General features: G+C 47.1%; 14 protein-coding genes and 1 tRNA gene. 1 reads left to right on the top strand and 14 read right to left on the bottom strand.

From position 1 onward, the window contains the following. Nucleotides 1-8: 8 nt before the first annotated feature. From BFJ94_RS02720 to lpdA, 8 genes are all read right to left on the bottom strand, one after another. Nucleotides 9-1,607: an ABC transporter substrate-binding protein gene (locus BFJ94_RS02720; protein ID WP_229717195.1), complete on the bottom strand. Its 1,599-nt coding sequence runs from the start codon at nt 1,605-1,607 to the stop codon at nt 9-11. A 21-nt stretch (nt 1,608-1,628) separates the two neighbouring features. Further along, on the bottom strand, nt 1,629-2,363 hold the full coding sequence (locus BFJ94_RS02715) for an MBL fold metallo-hydrolase (RefSeq protein WP_120460960.1): 735 nt from the start codon (nt 2,361-2,363) through the stop codon (nt 1,629-1,631). Between the two features lie 21 nt (nt 2,364-2,384). Continuing rightward, a complete protein-coding gene (locus BFJ94_RS02710; protein WP_120460958.1) occupies nt 2,385-3,242 on the bottom strand; it encodes a MurR/RpiR family transcriptional regulator in 858 nt (285 codons plus the stop codon). A 15-nt stretch (nt 3,243-3,257) separates the two neighbouring features. Then, nucleotides 3,258-3,971, bottom strand: a complete 714-nt coding sequence (locus tag BFJ94_RS02705) for an HAD family hydrolase (protein WP_120460956.1) — start codon at nt 3,969-3,971, stop codon at nt 3,258-3,260. A gap of 428 nt (nt 3,972-4,399) precedes the next feature. Further along, nucleotides 4,400-4,483: transfer RNA gene (locus BFJ94_RS02700), tRNA-Leu, on the bottom strand. 74 nt (nt 4,484-4,557) lie between these two features. Beyond that, the gene (locus tag BFJ94_RS02695; RefSeq protein WP_120460954.1) at nt 4,558-6,288 is read right to left on the bottom strand and encodes an SGNH/GDSL hydrolase family protein; all 1,731 of its coding nucleotides are present in this window, start codon (nt 6,286-6,288) and stop codon (nt 4,558-4,560) included. A gap of 41 nt (nt 6,289-6,329) precedes the next feature. Then, entirely contained in the window at nt 6,330-7,187 is an 858-nt protein-coding gene (locus tag BFJ94_RS02690) for a hypothetical protein (RefSeq protein ID WP_120460952.1), read from the bottom strand. Between the two features lie 201 nt (nt 7,188-7,388). After that, the gene (gene lpdA / locus BFJ94_RS02685) at nt 7,389-8,792 is read right to left on the bottom strand and encodes a dihydrolipoyl dehydrogenase (RefSeq protein ID WP_120460951.1); all 1,404 of its coding nucleotides are present in this window, start codon (nt 8,790-8,792) and stop codon (nt 7,389-7,391) included. A gap of 151 nt (nt 8,793-8,943) precedes the next feature. Between lpdA and BFJ94_RS02680 the strand changes: the two genes are divergently transcribed. After that, nucleotides 8,944-9,576 (top strand): TetR/AcrR family transcriptional regulator, encoded by a 633-nt coding sequence (locus BFJ94_RS02680; RefSeq protein WP_120460949.1) that lies wholly within the window; start codon nt 8,944-8,946, stop codon nt 9,574-9,576. Between the two features lie 276 nt (nt 9,577-9,852). Here the strand turns inward: BFJ94_RS02680 and BFJ94_RS02675 are convergent, their stop codons facing one another. From BFJ94_RS02675 to BFJ94_RS02650, 6 genes are all read right to left on the bottom strand, one after another. After that, the gene (locus tag BFJ94_RS02675; RefSeq protein WP_120460947.1) at nt 9,853-10,902 is read right to left on the bottom strand and encodes a glycoside hydrolase family 76 protein; all 1,050 of its coding nucleotides are present in this window, start codon (nt 10,900-10,902) and stop codon (nt 9,853-9,855) included. A 33-nt stretch (nt 10,903-10,935) separates the two neighbouring features. Then, the gene (locus tag BFJ94_RS02670) at nt 10,936-12,477 is read right to left on the bottom strand and encodes a glycoside hydrolase family 76 protein (protein WP_120460946.1); all 1,542 of its coding nucleotides are present in this window, start codon (nt 12,475-12,477) and stop codon (nt 10,936-10,938) included. Nucleotides 12,478-12,542: 65 nt separating this feature from the next. Continuing rightward, on the bottom strand, nt 12,543-13,469 hold the full coding sequence (locus BFJ94_RS02665) for a carbohydrate ABC transporter permease (RefSeq protein WP_229717196.1): 927 nt from the start codon (nt 13,467-13,469) through the stop codon (nt 12,543-12,545). Nucleotides 13,470-13,482: 13 nt separating this feature from the next. Beyond that, nucleotides 13,483-14,373, bottom strand: coding sequence for a carbohydrate ABC transporter permease (locus tag BFJ94_RS02660; protein ID WP_162944131.1), 891 nt, complete (start codon nt 14,371-14,373; stop codon nt 13,483-13,485). A gap of 77 nt (nt 14,374-14,450) precedes the next feature. Further along, the gene (locus BFJ94_RS02655; RefSeq protein ID WP_120460944.1) at nt 14,451-15,752 is read right to left on the bottom strand and encodes an ABC transporter substrate-binding protein; all 1,302 of its coding nucleotides are present in this window, start codon (nt 15,750-15,752) and stop codon (nt 14,451-14,453) included. 59 nt (nt 15,753-15,811) lie between these two features. Next, entirely contained in the window at nt 15,812-17,104 is a 1,293-nt protein-coding gene (locus BFJ94_RS02650) for a glycoside hydrolase family 125 protein (protein WP_120460942.1), read from the bottom strand. Nucleotides 17,105-17,214 lie beyond the last annotated feature (110 nt).

The raw sequence follows: 17,214 nt of genomic DNA, 5'->3' as shown, positions 1-17,214 counted from the left end.
CCCCTACTTTACTGTTCTGTGTAGTACATCTCAGCAAAATCGTATTTTTGCACCGGGTACATTTTGAAGCCCTTTAAATTCCCCTTCATCGCAACGGTCCGGTTAGGGTCCATAATAAAGACGGCCGCTGCCTGTTCTGTTAACAGGGTTTGTGCCTGCTTATATAAATCGGCCCGCTTTGCTTCATTGATTTCTATCTTGCCTTCACTGATTAACTTATCGAAATCAGCATTGCTGAATTTGAAGAAGTTTTTAGCGTAAGTAGTTTCGTATCTTCCCAATACCTCTTGCGGATCCAGCTTGCCGGTTAGTCCAACAATAGTTGATTCATATTTGGCGTTATTATAGACATCCTCCAGCCAGCTGCTCCACTCAATTTGCTTGATTGTTGCATTGATGCCAGCCTTCTTGAGTTGATCTGCGATCACCTGAGCAGTATCTACGTGGAATTGATAGTTGGATGGAACTGTGATTGTTAGATCAAATCCATTAGGATAACCGGCCTCGTTCAACAGTTCTTTGGCTTTATCAACGTTAGTCTTATAGTAATCTTCCAGACCTTCCTGGTAGTACATCTTCATGGCAGGGCTCATATTGGAACCTAATTTCGTGCCATTCCCTTCCGCAACGGTCTGAATAATTGCATCCTTGTCGATCGCATAGTTGATGGCCTGACGAACCTTTACATCGTTTAATGGCTTCACAGAGTTGTTTAAAGCCATCAGTTGAACCATGTTTTGCGGACCGGAGATCACGGTGTAGCCATCACCCAATTGAAGTACGCCTTGACTGCTGATGCCTGGGATCATATCAATATCCCCCGATTGCAGGGCTAATACAGACGCGTTGGCGTCCGGCATAATTTTGAACTCGACTTTATCTATTACAGGGGCATGGTCCTTGTTGTAGAAATTTTCGTTTTTCTCTAGAACCAGTTCCTGACCCGGTTTATATTCAACAAACTTGTAAGGTCCTGCGCCAATCGGTTTCTCGCTTTGCTGCTCATAATCCTTAGGTACAATAGCGATAATGTTGGCAGCGAGGAAGGCGGCATTTTTCTCCTTCAATTTAATGACAACTGAATAATCGTCCGGCGTATCTATACTTTCGATACCCGAGAACTTGGATGATAGCGGCTCTTGTCCATTAAGCCCGGACAGCTTGGCATAGGAGTAATACACATCCTTTGACGTCAGATCAGCGCCGTTGTGAAATTTAATGCCCTGTTTCAAAGTGAAAGTATACGTCAATCCATCCTCCGACACTTGGTAGGAAGAAGCAATCGCTGGGACCAAATCGCTGTTCTCTCCCGCTTCAAATAATCCGTCGAACACATTATCCATCATGGAGTTGGTATCCGTTGCAGCCGATAAATAAGGATCCAGATTATCGGGCTCCGTAGACATCGCTACTCGGACGGTCCCACCCGCCATGACCTTTTCACCTGAATTCTGCACAGTTTGGTTGGATTCGTTAGATGCTGTTGTGTTTGCTGAATTGCCTACTGAGTTACTTGCCGTACTATTACTGCCACAGCCTGTGATGATAACCGCCAATAAAGAGAGAGTAGAAATACCAAGAGCCAGTTTTTTCTTCAAAATTGCCACGTTGATTTTCCCCTTCCTGAATTAAATCGTCAGTCTCATACCGCAATAAGCTAATTGAATTTCACCGTTATAATGAACGGAAGCTTCTAGCACCAATTGTTGATGATCACCATAATGGGGAAGATGCGTCAGGATTAACCTTCCGGGCTGAGCTATGGCAGCGATTTGACCTGCCTCTCCCGCAGTCAGGTGGCCTTGATTCAATTCCTTCTGCCAGCTGTAGAAGCTGCTCTCCAGCACCAGCACATCAACACCCCATGAGAAATCAATGATTTTCTGGCAGTAACCCGTATCACCAGAGTAGACGAGGCTCTTTCCTTCCCCTGATGTCACTTTGACTGCGCAACAAGGAACTTCATGAATATTCTCCGAGAATTCCAAAGTAAGCTCGCCAATCGTCACTACACTTTGCGGAGTAACCTGATGTACATTTACATATTGCGGATAAGAGAAATCGAGCCTGTTGGAATCCTTGTAATAGACGTACACTTCCAGCGGTTTAAGGCGCCTACCTAATTGCATGGAAATAAGTGTAGCGAACTCCAGACTGTACACATCCGCCATATGATCCGCATGCAGATGAGTTATAACGACGGCATCCAGTTCCTCTAGCGTCGTGTAATTTTGCAGCTTGGACAGAACCCCGCTGCCGCAGTCCAATAAAATTTTGCTGCCCTTATGCTCAAGTAAATAACCTGAGGTTGCTTCATTTTTGTCGGGATATGCTCCCCAGTACCCTATAACCGTAAGATCCATTGCTATTTCCTTTCCAACAAATCACTTCGTTCTACCCATCCACTCGAAACTATCCTGGAACTCTTCAAACATAAGCTCCATTCGCTCAATATTGACCTTGACCCGGTCCTTCTCCAAATAAGAGATTTCATTAATGATTGCATTCACTACGGATAAAGAAGCCGTATACGAGTCAAGAAATCCCTTCGATTTGCTCTGCGCCAATAAAGTCAGATCGGCCAGCTTGGCGAAAGGCGATAGATTGGAGTCCGTCAATGCAATAACCGTGGCTCCTTGCTCCTTGGCCAGCTTCGATACCTTTAGTGTTCTGGAGCAGTATCTTGGAAACCCGCAGACGAATAAGGCATCATTAGGCCGAATATAGGCTGAATACTCCGCTACACTGCCCTGCGGAATTAGCTCGCAATTGCCCAGCATATACTTAAGGACAAAGCTGAGAAAAGAGGTGACCGATAACCCCATTCGCCAGCCTGCTACCCAAATCCGCTCCGCCTGCAGAAGCGCCCTTACCGTCTCTTGAATCTGCATCTTGTCCGTTTGCAGCATCGTCTCCCGAATATTATCCATTTCTTGTGTAAAGTGCTTCTCCAGCCATGATTCTTCCTGCCGGCTGGTCAAATGCTCAAGATTCTTGACAGCGCGCTGGTCGCGCAATATATATCGCTGGATATCCTGATGCATCGCCGAGAAGCTCGGATAGGATAGTGCCTGGGCCAGCCGGTGAACCGTTGCTTCGCTAACGCCGGCTTTGGTAGCAGTCTTATGAGCAGGTTGCAGCGCAACCTCCTGCATATGCTGCTGAATGTAATGGGCCGCTCTTTTTTGCCCCGCGCTCAAAGTCTCGAATTGCTCTTGAATTTTGTCCTTAATCGTTGTCATGATCCTTGCTCCAGACTATTTAATCTCTTGCGGGATAGATTTGAGTCCCAGATAATCAACTACACCTTGGATACTTGGGATGATATGTGTATAATCCAACTCTTCAATGCCTTGGTTGTTATACGGATTGATTAGTAGGCAATGAATGCCAACCTGCTGACAACCTCTGACGTCATCATAGTAATTGTCTCCTACATATAAGGATTGTTCTGCCGTCACCTGGACTCGGGCCAAAGCCAGTTCAAAAATAGCCGGATCCGGCTTCTCTACCCCTACCTCCGAAGAGATGATGATTTCATCGAACAACTCTTCTAATTGATTGCGTGACAACACCTCACGAGCGCTCTGATCCCAATTAGAGATCAAGCCAAGCTGATATCCCGCTTCTTTCAAACAATGAAGGGTCGGTTTAGTAAATTCGAATGCTCTCCACTGTATCGGCTGCTCTTTCGCCAGTTCCAAATGAATACGAATCAAGTCCTCAATCGGCAGCGACAGTCCAAGGAAATAATTCAATGTGCCTACATACCACGGCAAAAACGTCCTGCTGTCCTTGCCCAAAACTCCTGGATACTCTCGCATGAACAGTTTGTCTGCCTGATGGTAGGCCATAGTAATTTCATCGATCGTTTTCGTCACCGCAAATCGCTCCAGCGTCTTCTGATAGACCTCTTCCCGGTTAGTTGCAACTAAGGTGTAGCCCAGGTCAAACCATAAGTAACGAATCATAACCTCATCCACTTCTCCCCTTTGTAGGATTTCCTTCGTTCTTGCTCAAATGATATTTTCCCTTCACCATCATGATAGAGATAAAATATTTGTCGAAAATTAAATGAACTTGTCGTTTTCGTAAATTAGGCAAAGTTAGTATCGTTTAAGGGAAGAGGCCTGTTAATAATAAGTACACAAAAAAATACCTCCAAGCTTTATAAAGCAACTGGAGGCATTTTTTGAACGATAATAGTTTTTGATAGGTAAATTTAATGAACTTTTGTAAACTCTATGCTAATTTTTTCATCGGACAGCTCTTGGTTGACATTCAGCTTATCTTCTTATGATCAAATAGAGCAGACGTAATCCAGAGTTTCATACTTTCTGTTTACACAAAAAAAGGCTCGTAATCGCCTAAGCAACTACGAACCCTTTTGTTAAGTTGATGCGGTCGAGAGGACTCGAACCTCCACGGGGGTTAGCCCACACGGACCTGAACCGTGCGCGTCTGCCAATTCCGCCACGACCGCATTTTCACTGATGCAATATTCTGCAGCAGGGAAATAAAATATAACATGAATTTCTAAGTGAGTCAATTACAAGATTACAGCACATAACCGAACCCTAAAATCGTGAAGCGCTTGTCCTCATGCCCTACTGCCATTTCGATCTCCACCGTATGCTCATTCGAGTCCCGTTCATCATACAGGATCACAGCATTGCAGTGCGTCCAATTCGCTATATGTGGATCACCCTGCCTCACCAGCTTCCCGTCTACCCATATATTTGCGGTGCCGAAGCTAGGATCTCCGGAGTCTTTGAACACCAGAATAAGCCGTTTACTCCGAAGTGTCATCTTGAAGCGGTCAGCTCCTGATTCGGCGGTGTGCATCCAGTTATTAGGAAATTGTGGCGTTCCGTAAGTATGATCGTCCATATTTGCTGTGTGCAGATCGGTATCTGTCTCCCGGAATCCCCCCGCATCGATCTGAACTATGCCCTCGCCATTCAGGCGATCCAGCAGCTGAATCCCCATATAATCATTCCCGATGATCGGCAACTTGTCCGTCGAAATATCCTCCTCATCAGATATGGCCTGGTCGGTTACAGCGAAGAGCCAGGTTAAGCAATCGGCCATAACCCTATGTCCCGCATTGGTAGGATGATAAATATCGTAGAAAAATTGCTTTTTAGAGATAACCTTGCCTTGGTCTGCAGTCCAGCGGAACTGTTCCACTACGGCATCCTTCACACTGACCATAGGAAGATCATAATGCTGTCCGACAGGAGCAAGACGGTCCTGATGGTTCCAGTCATTCATGAACACGCTGAACAGTAAAACTACCGCAGGCTTGTTATCAGCGTTAAGAGCCTTCAGTACCAGGCTCTCGTAACAATTCCCCCCAGTCTCGTCGCCCGCATCGTTAACAGCAAACTCCACGATGACGATATCTGGATGGGTGGTGCCTTCCTTCAGTACGTCCCGGTCATAGCGGACGATGCCCAGCTCAGATGGCGTGCCTCCTAGCCCAGCCTTGATCAGTCGAATCGAGCTGCCATCCTGCGGAGCGAACATTTGTTTAAAGAGATCATAAGAACGATAAGCGTAACAATGGCTATGAATCGGAACTGCCCCTGCGCCCTGAGTGATCGAGCCGCCAATGTAAGCGATCGTGACGGGCTCGCCTCTTTTCGCCTTCTCGATGGCTGCCTTCAATCTCTTGTTATTGCCTGTAGACATGAGAGATCTCTTAATCATCTCCCGATAGGCCTGCGACTCGAACTCGACAGGTGAGTCATTCACAAGCTCTGGGACCTCGTAACCATCATTCAGATAGAAAACTACGGTAGTCGTCGCCAGAGCGCCCACTCGCCCAAACTCAAATACGAATTTGGCGAGAACATCATCATCCGGAGACGCTTCGTAATCGTCCAAGATCAGGAGCGTTTCATTGCCATCAGTAGGGCATGAGACGCTCACTCGGGATCCCGAGTTGTTCATCCCACGATGCTCAAGCGTAAAATTAACATGGGTAACCTCTTCTTCATGCGCTTGAACGGAGATTCCAATACTATGGACGAGTCGACGAAACCCGCTAGAGCTCTTCAGAAGTTCAAGAATGGCTTCATCTGATACATTGCCCACAATACGCGCTTTATCAACAAGCCGGGTGCCGTCCAGGTAAATCTCTTGAGAGAACTTCCCATCAGAACGAAGCGTTGCTTCAATCATAGATTCATGTAATATGTATAATTCACTGCGCTTTGCTACCGGATCCCGCGGCGCTATCGGACCTCCCGTTCCATTTACGACATCAGACGAAGAATTAGTCATAGATCATCATCCCTTCCCTGTGTTAAATTCTCCTTACTACTTCAATTGGATACGACAAGAGGCTTATCGTACACAAGATCATATGAATTTATTTTTTGCTGCGTATCCATTTCAATATCGAATTCCCCATTTTGATTCACATCACTATAAAACGAAATTTGTCCAAAGCCATTTGTTGGAGGTTTTATTGATATTTTCGTCTTAAATTCTCCATTCTTTTGAAGAACTATTTTTCCGTCAGCCAAAAAACCATGTCCATCCTCAACCAGATAAAAGAAATAATCTTGCTCCAATCCATCTATCTTACCGGAGATTTCAAATTCTAATTGTGAAATAACCGCAGGCTGTTCATCGATGGTCGTATGTAGAACAATATTTGTGATATAGAAAATACCTCCGGTGTTCTCGGATGACTCCATGGTTATTTCATAATACTTACTACTTCCCAGCGTAATCGTAGCTATTGCAGCAATATCGGAAAGGGCCTTGATTTTGATATTCTCCCTCTTTATCCCATCCTCCTCTTTATATTCATCGGGAACAAGATTTGCCGCCTTAATGCTAATGAAGGTTTCTGCATGCCCTAACCAAGGGTGATGACCCTCATTGAAGGACTTTACTGTGTCTTCAGTAAGGTAATCGATCTTTCCGGCCGAATAAAATGGTATCTTATTAACGTTCTTACCTGCATAGCTGCTCAAATCCATTGAATAAATCGTCGTAGTGAATTTGATTTTTTCAATGGACGTATGGCCTAGCATTTCTTCGCTTCCTTCCTTTCCTTGTACTTGTATTGACTGGAACGTTTCAGATTTTTCGGTTGTACATGCAGAAAGTACGGTAAAACCAAAAGTGACGCAAATAAGTATGAGTATAAGATAAACGAGTCTAATCCGCACGATTCTCCCTCCTTTATATAATAAACACTCTTATCCTTCATTAAGTTTCACTTCTGTTGAAATAAAAAAAGCTCTGCCAGAAAAGGCAGAGCAGAAACCTGTCATTGATGAAACTTCACTAAAGAGGAGAGGATCTTCCTGTTTGACGGAATCGCCACAGCCGCATTGACATGCAATTGTCCCCGGACTCTCTGCATGCTTCTAAACAACCTGTTTATTGTTTTTATTTTTCGATATTTTTCTTACGGCGTTGCCGGCAGCCTCCATAATAACTTCACCCAAGGTAGGATGGGGATGGATGGTCATCGCTAAATCCTCGACGGTTGCTCCCATCTCCATTGCCAAAGTAAGCTCAGAAATGAGGGTTGACGCCTCTGCACCCACAATTTGCGCGCCTATAACCATCCCGGATTCCGAATTGGCTATCACTTTTACAAATCCTTCCGTAGCTTTTAGTGCCAGCGCTCTACCGTTAATACCGAATGAAGACTTCCCAATGACAACCGGAATCGCTCTTGCCGTACACTCTGTCTCGCTTAAGCCGACGCTGGCCAGCTCCGGCTCGGAAAAAACGACAAGCGGAATCGCTTTGTAATCGACGATGGAAGGTTGGCCCGCAATCACCTCGGCTGCGACCTTGGCCTCATAAGAGGCTTTATGGGCAAGCGCCGGACCGCCTGTAATGTCTCCGATAGCAAAAATATTCGGTATCACCGTTCTGCATTGTTCGTCCGTCTCAATCAACCCTTTGCTCGTTGTCGGCAAGCCGATTCGTTCAAGCCCTAGACTACCGTCTGTGTTTGGTCTCCTTCCGACAGTCACTAACGCATACTCCGCTCTAACAACATGCTGTTCTTCATTTTTTACATAATGAAGTGTTAGCCCATCCGCATCTTGCTCCGCTTTGACCGCAGTCGCTTCGGTTATCATGGTCATCCCGTCGGTATTCATCTGCTTGATAACAGGGGCTACAAGGTCTGCCTCGAACCCGGGAAGCACTTGCCGTCCTCCTTCCAAAATGGTAACTTTGCTGCCGAATTTGGCGTACATCTGTCCCAACTCAACGCCAATATATCCGCCGCCTATCACTACCAAACTGGTTGGAATATGAGATAATGCCAGAGCTTCCGTTGAAGACAAAATACGTCCACCCAGCGGCAACGCCCGCAACTCAATTGGACGAGAACCCGTCGCCAATATAGCGTATTTAAAAGATATCAATTGCTCCGATTCCGATTGTTTAATCATGGCAGTATGTTCGTCAATCAAGCTGGCCTCCCCTTCGAGAACCGTTACTCCGGCAGTTTGCAACAGATATTGAACACCACCGGACTGTTTGTTAACGACCGATTGCTTGAAAGCCTGAGCCTCAGCAAAGTAATCTGAAGCAACCGAACGGCTCCATTGTCTGTGTAAATTATATCGATGTGATTCCGCAATCAGCGCTTTGGAAGGAATGCAGCCCACATTTGTGCACACGCCACCAATTTGACCGCGTTCAATAACAATGGTCTTCATTCCAAGATGCGCCGATCGCACCGCCGCGGTATAACCTCCTGGCCCTGAACCAATGACTAATGTATCTACTTGTTTATGTTGGCTCATTTCCAACAACACCTCCCGCCCTTAAATATGATGATCATAATATATTATAGTCATCATATTTAAATCCAGTCAATACCCTGCGAAATTGACGCGTTTTATTATGATGATTATAATGTTTTGAAGATAGTTTATGCGAAAGGAGGCGATGACGATGCCATATCCTGAAGGACATAAGATCAAAGTTCGAGGTCGTATCATCGGAAGTGCCGCCAAAGCGTTTCGCTCGAACGGAATACACGATACCAGCGTCCCGTTCATTATGAAAGGTGCCGGTCTGACGCACGGGGGGTTCTATTCACACTTTGACAATAAGGACCAACTGGTGTCGGAAACTTGCCGTTATGCCATAAAGGATACGATCGCGCTTTTGCAGAAAGCGGCAGACCAGGCAGTGGAAGAACCCAAGATTCATGCGGTTATCCATTTTTATTTAAGCCCGCATCATCGTGATCATGCGGAGATCGGCTGCATTCTCCCTGCTCTTTCTGGTGAAATATCCCGATTATCGGAAGAGGTGCGTCAAGTCTTCAACCTCGAGTTGCAACGTATGATCGACTTTGTCTCTGATCTGGGGAGAATCGATCATTCTTCTGGCAGCGCTTTGCTTAGCCTCATGGTCGGCACGCTTATGCTCGCACGATCGGTTAGTGATCCCCAACTTAGCGACGGCCTCCTGGAGGCGGGCAAGCAACAAGCGAAAGAGCTGATTAAGAATAGCCAGGGAGGGCCCACTTTCGATCAGAAGCCGTGCCCGGGCAATCCCCCACATTTAGAAGTTAATTGATTCCTAAAACTCGGGATAATTAATAGACATTTGATATTATTTTAAAATCGTAACAGCGCCCTTTCAGATAGGGCGCTGTTACGATTTTGTTGTTATTTTTAATCATTTTGGATTTATTTCGGAACGACCAGTACTATTTAAAGCGTAATCAAAGAGGAATGAATAGACTAAATCCCTTTCTAACGGAAAGCTTTGGCAAAAGTAGAACTGAACCTAGAGAAGCGCCCTTCACTGTAGACGAAGAGCGCTTTTAAAACCTTATTGTTATGCGTAATATTAAATCTTTTGAAGTAGAATCCTGTTCCTTTCCAACTCGGCCATCCGTTCCAGAAGCTTGATACCACTAAGCTGCGTGCTGAGCGATACGTGCCCGACAGGAGGTTGGCCCCAATCCGTCCCGAAGAGATGATCCGCGCCTTTTCCCTTTTCCCATAAGCTTTCCGCATTGCGGATCAGCAATGCTGTCGACTGCTGTCCAGGAGAGCCGATACAAAGGCATAGCTCCGCCAAATAACGTACCAGAATACCTTTGAACAGGCCACCGTCGCCGTCCTCTTCATCCGGGAACAATCCGTCCTGTCCCACAAGTTCCGCTTCTGCCGCCTCTGCCGTCCGCAGTGCATCCTTTAGATACAAGGGCTCTCCAGTTGCACGATACATTTCTACTCCTGCGCCTATAAACACCCCCTGGCAATAGGTGAACTTCCAATCCTTATCAATGCTCCCATCACCGGTGCGGTTCATCCCATCCCAGACAAATCCGTTCAACGGATCAACCAGATGCTGTTTCTGCCAATCATAAATCCTCTTTGCCCAATCGAGATCTTCCTGATTCCCGAAACACTGATATAGTCTTGCTGCCAAAATAACAGCCGGAGCATTGGCAGGGGTATTTTTATAATCCAGCTGCGATTTCTGCCAGGCAATGCCTCCGGCCATATGATTGTTCCAACCTGTTTTGATATCTTCCCATAGCAAAAGAGCCGTTTCCCTGTAGGTCTCTCGCCCAGTCGCGTTGTAAGCACGGAGCCAGGCGATGGCCATCCATTCCATATCGTCATATAGCTCATTCGGATACACGCCTCCGTTGCGGCGCAAAATACCCTGGTGAAGCTCGGCTAGCGTCCGGTCATAAATATCCCGCTTCGTTCTGAGTAAACCATCTACCAACACATCTACGGCATGAGCCATCCACCAGTAATGAAAAATCGTATTGCACTCCCCGTTCGGGCAAGGCGTTTCAATGTTGTACATCGCAATCTCCGGATTCCAAAAATATTGCTGGAGTGCTTCTTGAGCGGCTTCCGCACGGTCAGACCATAGCATGCCTTCTCTCCTCCTCTTTCTCTAGACTAAGCCTTACAGTCCATATATTCTATCAAGGTTCAAATAATTAGCATTTCCTTTCGAGGTATCCTGGCCGATGACAATTTGGTTATATCCAGCTTGAAGATCTACGTTAATCGTCACAGTCTTCCAGTCCCCCCAGCCGCTTGTAGCGGGAAAATTCAGGTCTGATTGAACCACATTTCCGTTCACCGAGACATATCGGCTCGCATTCCCCGCCCCAGAGGCATAACGGATCGTCATTGTGCGCGTACTCGCCGAGTTCTGGTTCACATTGAACTTCACAGCCGTTCCGTCGGTATTCCAACCCGCAACATAACCTCTTCCGGAAAATCCCGGCGAACTACTCTCTGTCAGGATACCGCCACCTTCAGCTTTAACTAACAGGGCATTTTCCGCTTCATAGTTCCCATTACCGGCAATATATCCGGTGTAACCATCAGCAGGCACGAGTTGAAGAACAGAAGCTCCCGCAGCAGCGGCAAGGCTCTGAACATACCCCGAACCGGTAGGTCCTGTCCAGTCGCTGCCGATGATTTGATCCGAGATACGTCTATGGTTGTATGCCTGCGTGGCATTTTGCTGTAAAAAAGTCAGGTAAGCCGCATCGTTAGTTTCCAGCCGGAGCTGATTAAGGTTGCGCATAAAGATCATTTTAAAACCAGCACCGTCATTTTCCCCTTCATACATCGGTGTATTGGATAATGTCATATTGTTGATTACATAGTTCGCGGCATTATTCGCATCCACCAAGTAAGAACTGTCTCCGGTCGCTTTGTACAATTCCAGTGCAGCCCCAAGATATGTGCCGTAATTGTAACTGAATTCCCAATCGACAACAGCACCGTTGCCGCTGCCCTCCACATGATCCGCCAGCTTACCGTTTCCGGCGAGCCTGCTCTGAATCCATCCGTAGATTTTTTTCGCTTTCGTCAGATAATCCGTATTGCCAGTGGCATTTTTAAGCTTAACGGCAGACATGACCATAGGTGCCTTAGTCGCCATATTTTTCTGAGGGGAGGTTCCGTCCCGCTTCCACCAAATCCCGCCGCCATAGGTTTCGTCAGAAAAGCTGTAGATCTGATCAAACAAGAATGATGCGCGATTCCGATATTCATCAGTCCCCGTTAGTTCATAAGCCCGCATGCATGCTAGCGCCCACCAACCCAGATCATCGTTGAAATCATTGCTCATCATATCGGTATATTTCGTATTGAAGCCTGTATAGATATCATCAATCATCGTTCGATATGTGCTGCTGTTCGTTCGCTCATAAGCATCCATCACCGTCTCCCACAGTTGGGCTTCCCACCAGAAATCAGTGTACCTTCCGTTATCCGGTCCATACGCATGTTCGGCATGAATTTGATGATCGCTGTTTGTATAGAAATATTTAGCATCCGAGTCATAAAACACGCTTACGAACGCATGCATTGCAGTATCCGCATTATCCGCTGTGAACGCCTTAGCCTGTTTGGGTGCGGCGGCACCTCCAGCAAAAGCTCCGGTAAACAACAGAGCTGCAAGCGCCCATTTCCCCCATTTCTTCCTCATATACTCTTCATTCCTTCCTTACGTGGAATAGGATAAAATTCAGCAGCATGTGGCCGTGCCATTCCTTAGCCTTTAATGCCGCTGAAGGCAATACCTTGCACGAAATACTTTTGCAGTAACAGGAACAGAAGAAGAATCGGCAGAATCGCAATAAGGGCGCCCGCCATCATCGGTCCATAGTCTGTCTGGTTATTGTAGGAAAAGGCCTGCAGCCCCATCTGAATGGTCGCTTTGGCTGGATCGTTTAGAACGATCATCGGCCACAGGAAGCTGTTCCAACCTGCCTGGAACGTAAAAATACTGAGTGTGGCAAGCGCCGGCTTCGTGAGTGGCAGATATATGTTCCAGAAGATGCGGAATTCGCTACACCCTTCGATTCGAGCGACTTCCATCATGTCAGAGGGCAATGTCAGGAAGAACTGCCGCATAAAAAAGACAGCGAACGTTCCGGAAGCTCCCGGAAGAATAATCCCCCAGAAGGAATTCAACAATCCCATTCCCCCGGAGCCGAAGAGATCATTACCTCCTAGTAGCGGCAAATGTCGCAATACATAGAAGCTTGGAATCATCGTCACGATGCCCGGGATCATCATCGCTGCCAGGAGCGTGCGAAAAATCGGCATATTACCGCGGAATCTCAGCTTGGCGAACGCATATCCGGCAAGGGAACCGAAAAACAGGTTTGCAATAACGCCGGCGACAGCCAAGATCACGGAATTCTTGAAATACAGGCCGAACGACACCGTCGTAAACGCCTTGATGTAATGCTCTAATGTAAAGTGCGATGGCAGCCAGCGCAGCGGCACTGAGAAAATTTCGTCGCTTGGCTTGAACGAGGTGATCAAGCTCCAGAAAAAAGGCAGAAACATGGCCACCGCAATCAGAATGGCTACTATATAGAACAGCGCTGTAGCCGCGATTTTACCAAAAACAACCCCCGGCGGTCTCGAAAGCCTTCCTGTTCCAGCATTAGGTTCCATCGTTGTATCCATGGTCTTTCCTCCTTTATACCACCGGTTCTTCCGCTTTATTGATACGCATATTGATCAGCGAGAATATGAGAATGGCAATGGCCAAGACGAATGCCTGCGCCGACGCATACCCCATCTGAAGTTGCTTGAAGCCCTGCTGGTAAATCAGATACACTGGCGTTTTGGTCACATTTCCTGGACCGCCCTGCGTGAGCACGAAGGCCTGATCGAACAACTGCAGTGCACCGATAATCGCCATCGTGCTAATGAGGAAGGTTGTCGGTCTTAACTGCGGCCAGGTGATATAGCGGAATCTCGCAAAAGCAGAGGCACCGTCGAGCTTTGCCGACTCATACAGATAATCCGGTACTCCCTGCAGACCAGCAATATAAATTACCATATTGGAGCCTATCGACTGCCATAGGGTCACCATAATAATAGAAGGCATCGCCGTCTCGGTCTGAGCCAGCCAGGCTGGGCCTGTAATCCCGAACCAGCCAAGCATGTTGTTCACCAAGCCGAATTCCGGGTGCAACAGCCAAATCCACACCGTTGCCGCTGCAACGGCTGAAGTCAGCGTCGGCAAATAGTTCATGGTACGGAACAGACGGATACCGAAGCGTTTAAAATTCATCAGCATCGCCATTCCCAAGGAGAGCAAAATATTCAGCGGTACGAAAATAATCGAATAAAAAATGACGTTTTTGAAAGTAGTCCAGTAAAGGCCGTCTTTAAACAACCGTTGGTAATTGTCCAGAGCCACCCAGTCCATCCGGCTCAAGACATCGTAATTCGTAAAGCTCAAATATAGAGCCATCACGACCGGAATTACGGTAAAGATCGCAAATAAAAGCAGTGTCGGGGTGATAAACACATAGGCCATTTTTTCCTGATGCCGGTTCAGCTTTCCTATCGAAGCCAACATCCATCCCTCCCTTTGAGCCATAGGGGCCCTCTTTTGGAGCCCCTATGGCTCATTTATTGTAAATAACTCTGTCGGCTTTATTTCACGACCGCGTTGTCCTGCAGAAGCTGGTCGCCGCGTTGCTGGGATTTGGCCAGTGCTTCTTCCTTGCTCAGCTTATTCTGCTGGAACAGCTCTAAATTCGGAATTAGACCGTCATCCTCCATCACAGAATAGCCTGGATGCTGTGCTCTGATTTTCGCAAATTCTAGGGTATCCAGGAACGGCTTCCAGAGCGGATCCTCCTGGAAGAAGGGATCCTCTATAGCCGGCTTGAAGCCCGGAATATTCAGACTCGTCTTGGCCCAGAGCAGAGCGTTGTCCTTATTCGCCGCCCACCATTTCATGAACTCCCAGGCTTCCTTCTGATGCTTAGAGCCTTCCGGGATGACAAGCCCCAAACCGCCCATTACGCTGCCTTTATCACCATTGGGCCCGACCGGAGGCGTGACAATGCCAAAGTCAAGGTCCTTGCCGTATTTTTTGTAGGTGCTAAGCATCCAAGGCCCGGTATACTGCATCGCCAGCTTCCCGGTTACGAAAGCATCGGTCCCTTCGCCCAACCCTTGTTCGAATCCAATTTTGTAGACTTTGTCTTTATTTAAGAGAAGATCCCAGAAATCCAGCACCTCAAGCCCCTTCTCGTTATTGAAGTTGGTTTTCGTTTCAGTCTCATCCAGCATTTGGCCGCCAGCCTGCTGCAGATACATGTTGAACAATCCATTGTCCGCAAGTGAGAAACCTGCGACCTCCAGCTTGCTACCGTTCCACTTGGTTGTTTTGGTTGCAGCCTGCTCTAGTTCATCCCAGTTCGTCGGAGGTGTCACACCGGCTTCATCTAGGATTTTCTTATTATAGAAGAGTGCCCTTGCATCCACTGTCAGTGGGAGACCGTAGAGCTTGCCGTCATAGCTCAATTCCTTGAGCGCTTCGCCGTAGAAATCGTCTTTGTTGATTTGGTCCTGCTCCATAAATTCATCGATAGGATGAAACACGTTTTTCGGCGCATACAGCGAGGTCCGCCATCTGTCCCAAAACACAAGATCCGGTGCTTCCCCGCCCGAAGTTGCCGTCGTCATGAATTTCGTGATCATATCCTGCTGGAGTACATATTTCACACGGATTTTATCCTGGGATTTGTTGAAAGCATCAACCATCGTCTCGAATTGTTTTTGTCCTTCACCGGCCCAATCTCCCCAGAAAGCAAGTTCAACTGGTTCATCAGAGGAACTCACACCTCCCTTAGCTGCTGTATTGCTATCTGTTCCTTTCGATCCGCACCCTGCCAACAGCGAGACCATCATTAACGCAGTCAGCATCATGAATGCCCATTTTTTCATAAAAGAACCTCCCTTAATATTCTCTTTATCTTGAAATGAATCCGGCTATCATCCATGGGTCACCGCAGTACCCGAACTCCACAATAATCCATAAGCAGCTCGCAGAACATCATATTCGCCCAGGAAAACCAGGGTCTGGTGTAGTCCTCGGGATGATCAGCGTTGAAACTCTCATGCATCAAGCCTGTACCGGCATCCGTCTCACTAATGACCTTAAGAAGACGTTCCTTTTCCTCCACGCGGTCATCAGTGAGCCCCTGCATCGCCAGCGCTATGTGCCAGATATAACCTCTTGGCGTATGTGGACTGCCGATCCCCGCCGCGGCACTTCCCGTGTAGTAGTAAGGATTATTTCTACTTAAAATAAACCGGCGCGTGTTCTGATAAACTGCATCGTTCGTCCCTCGGTATCCAAGGTAGGGAATGGATAAAAGACTCGGTACATTGGCATCATCCATCAGATTGTAATTGCCGAGACCGTCCGTCTCATAAACATAAATTCTGCCGAATTCAGGGTGTTCTACAATTCCATACTGCTGAATGCCGTTGTCGATCTCCGCAGCTAATTGATAGGCCCTGCTGTATAGATCTTCATCACGAAGTACCTCTTTGGCAATCTCCTGAAGATATCCAAGCACGACCACCGCAAACATGTTAGACGGAATTAAGTAGCCATAGTCGCAAGCATCATCACTCGGACGGAATCCTGACCACGTCATGCCGGTATATGCGGTCTCGGCGCCTTTTCCCTCGCGGATTAACGTGTCCGTCGGGACACAGTCCTTTCGCTGGAAACTGTACTTCGAGTCGGTCTCATGCCTTTGTTCCGTAATCCAAAGATTCATGATTACGCTCGACGCCTCTTTGAACAGGTCGTCAAATTGCGAGATTCTCCCGGTATTCTTCCAGAGAAGGTAGCTAAGCTGCAGCGGATAACAGAGAGAGTCAACTTCATATTTGCGTTCCCAGATCCATGGGGACATTTCCGTCTCGTCCGCCTGATGCCCTTGACCGTTAGGGTCTTTATTGAAAGCGTTTGCATATGGGTCGAGTAAGATGGACTTGAACTGCCTAACCACCAACCCCTCGATCAGATCTGCCACTTCGCTATCCTCTGCCGCCAATACCAGAAAAGGTCTTATCTGCGCAGTTGAATCGCGAAGCCACATAGCGGGAATGTCGCCGGTAATGACAAAGGTGGTCCCGTTCTCCATCCTCTTCAGTGTTGTCCCCCATGTGTTACGGATGGCATTTTGGAAGATAGACAAAAGATGCGGAGTCGAACTTAGTCTACCGGACATTCTTTCAACCAGTTGCCTCAAGGAAGCTGGTTCCTGGCCCAATGATTCCATGTGCATTCCTCCTGCTGTATGTAGTTTTTTATGACAACCATATATCAGGTATTGCCAGCTCTTGCATAAACACATTATAATTCCAGTTAGTTAGTATGTCAATATAACAT

The sequence above is a fragment of the Paenibacillus aceti genome (assembly GCF_003614185.1).
GTDB classification, from domain to species: domain Bacteria; phylum Bacillota; class Bacilli; order Paenibacillales; family Paenibacillaceae; genus Fontibacillus; species Fontibacillus aceti.
This window is presented reverse-complemented; position numbering and strand designations above follow the sequence as displayed.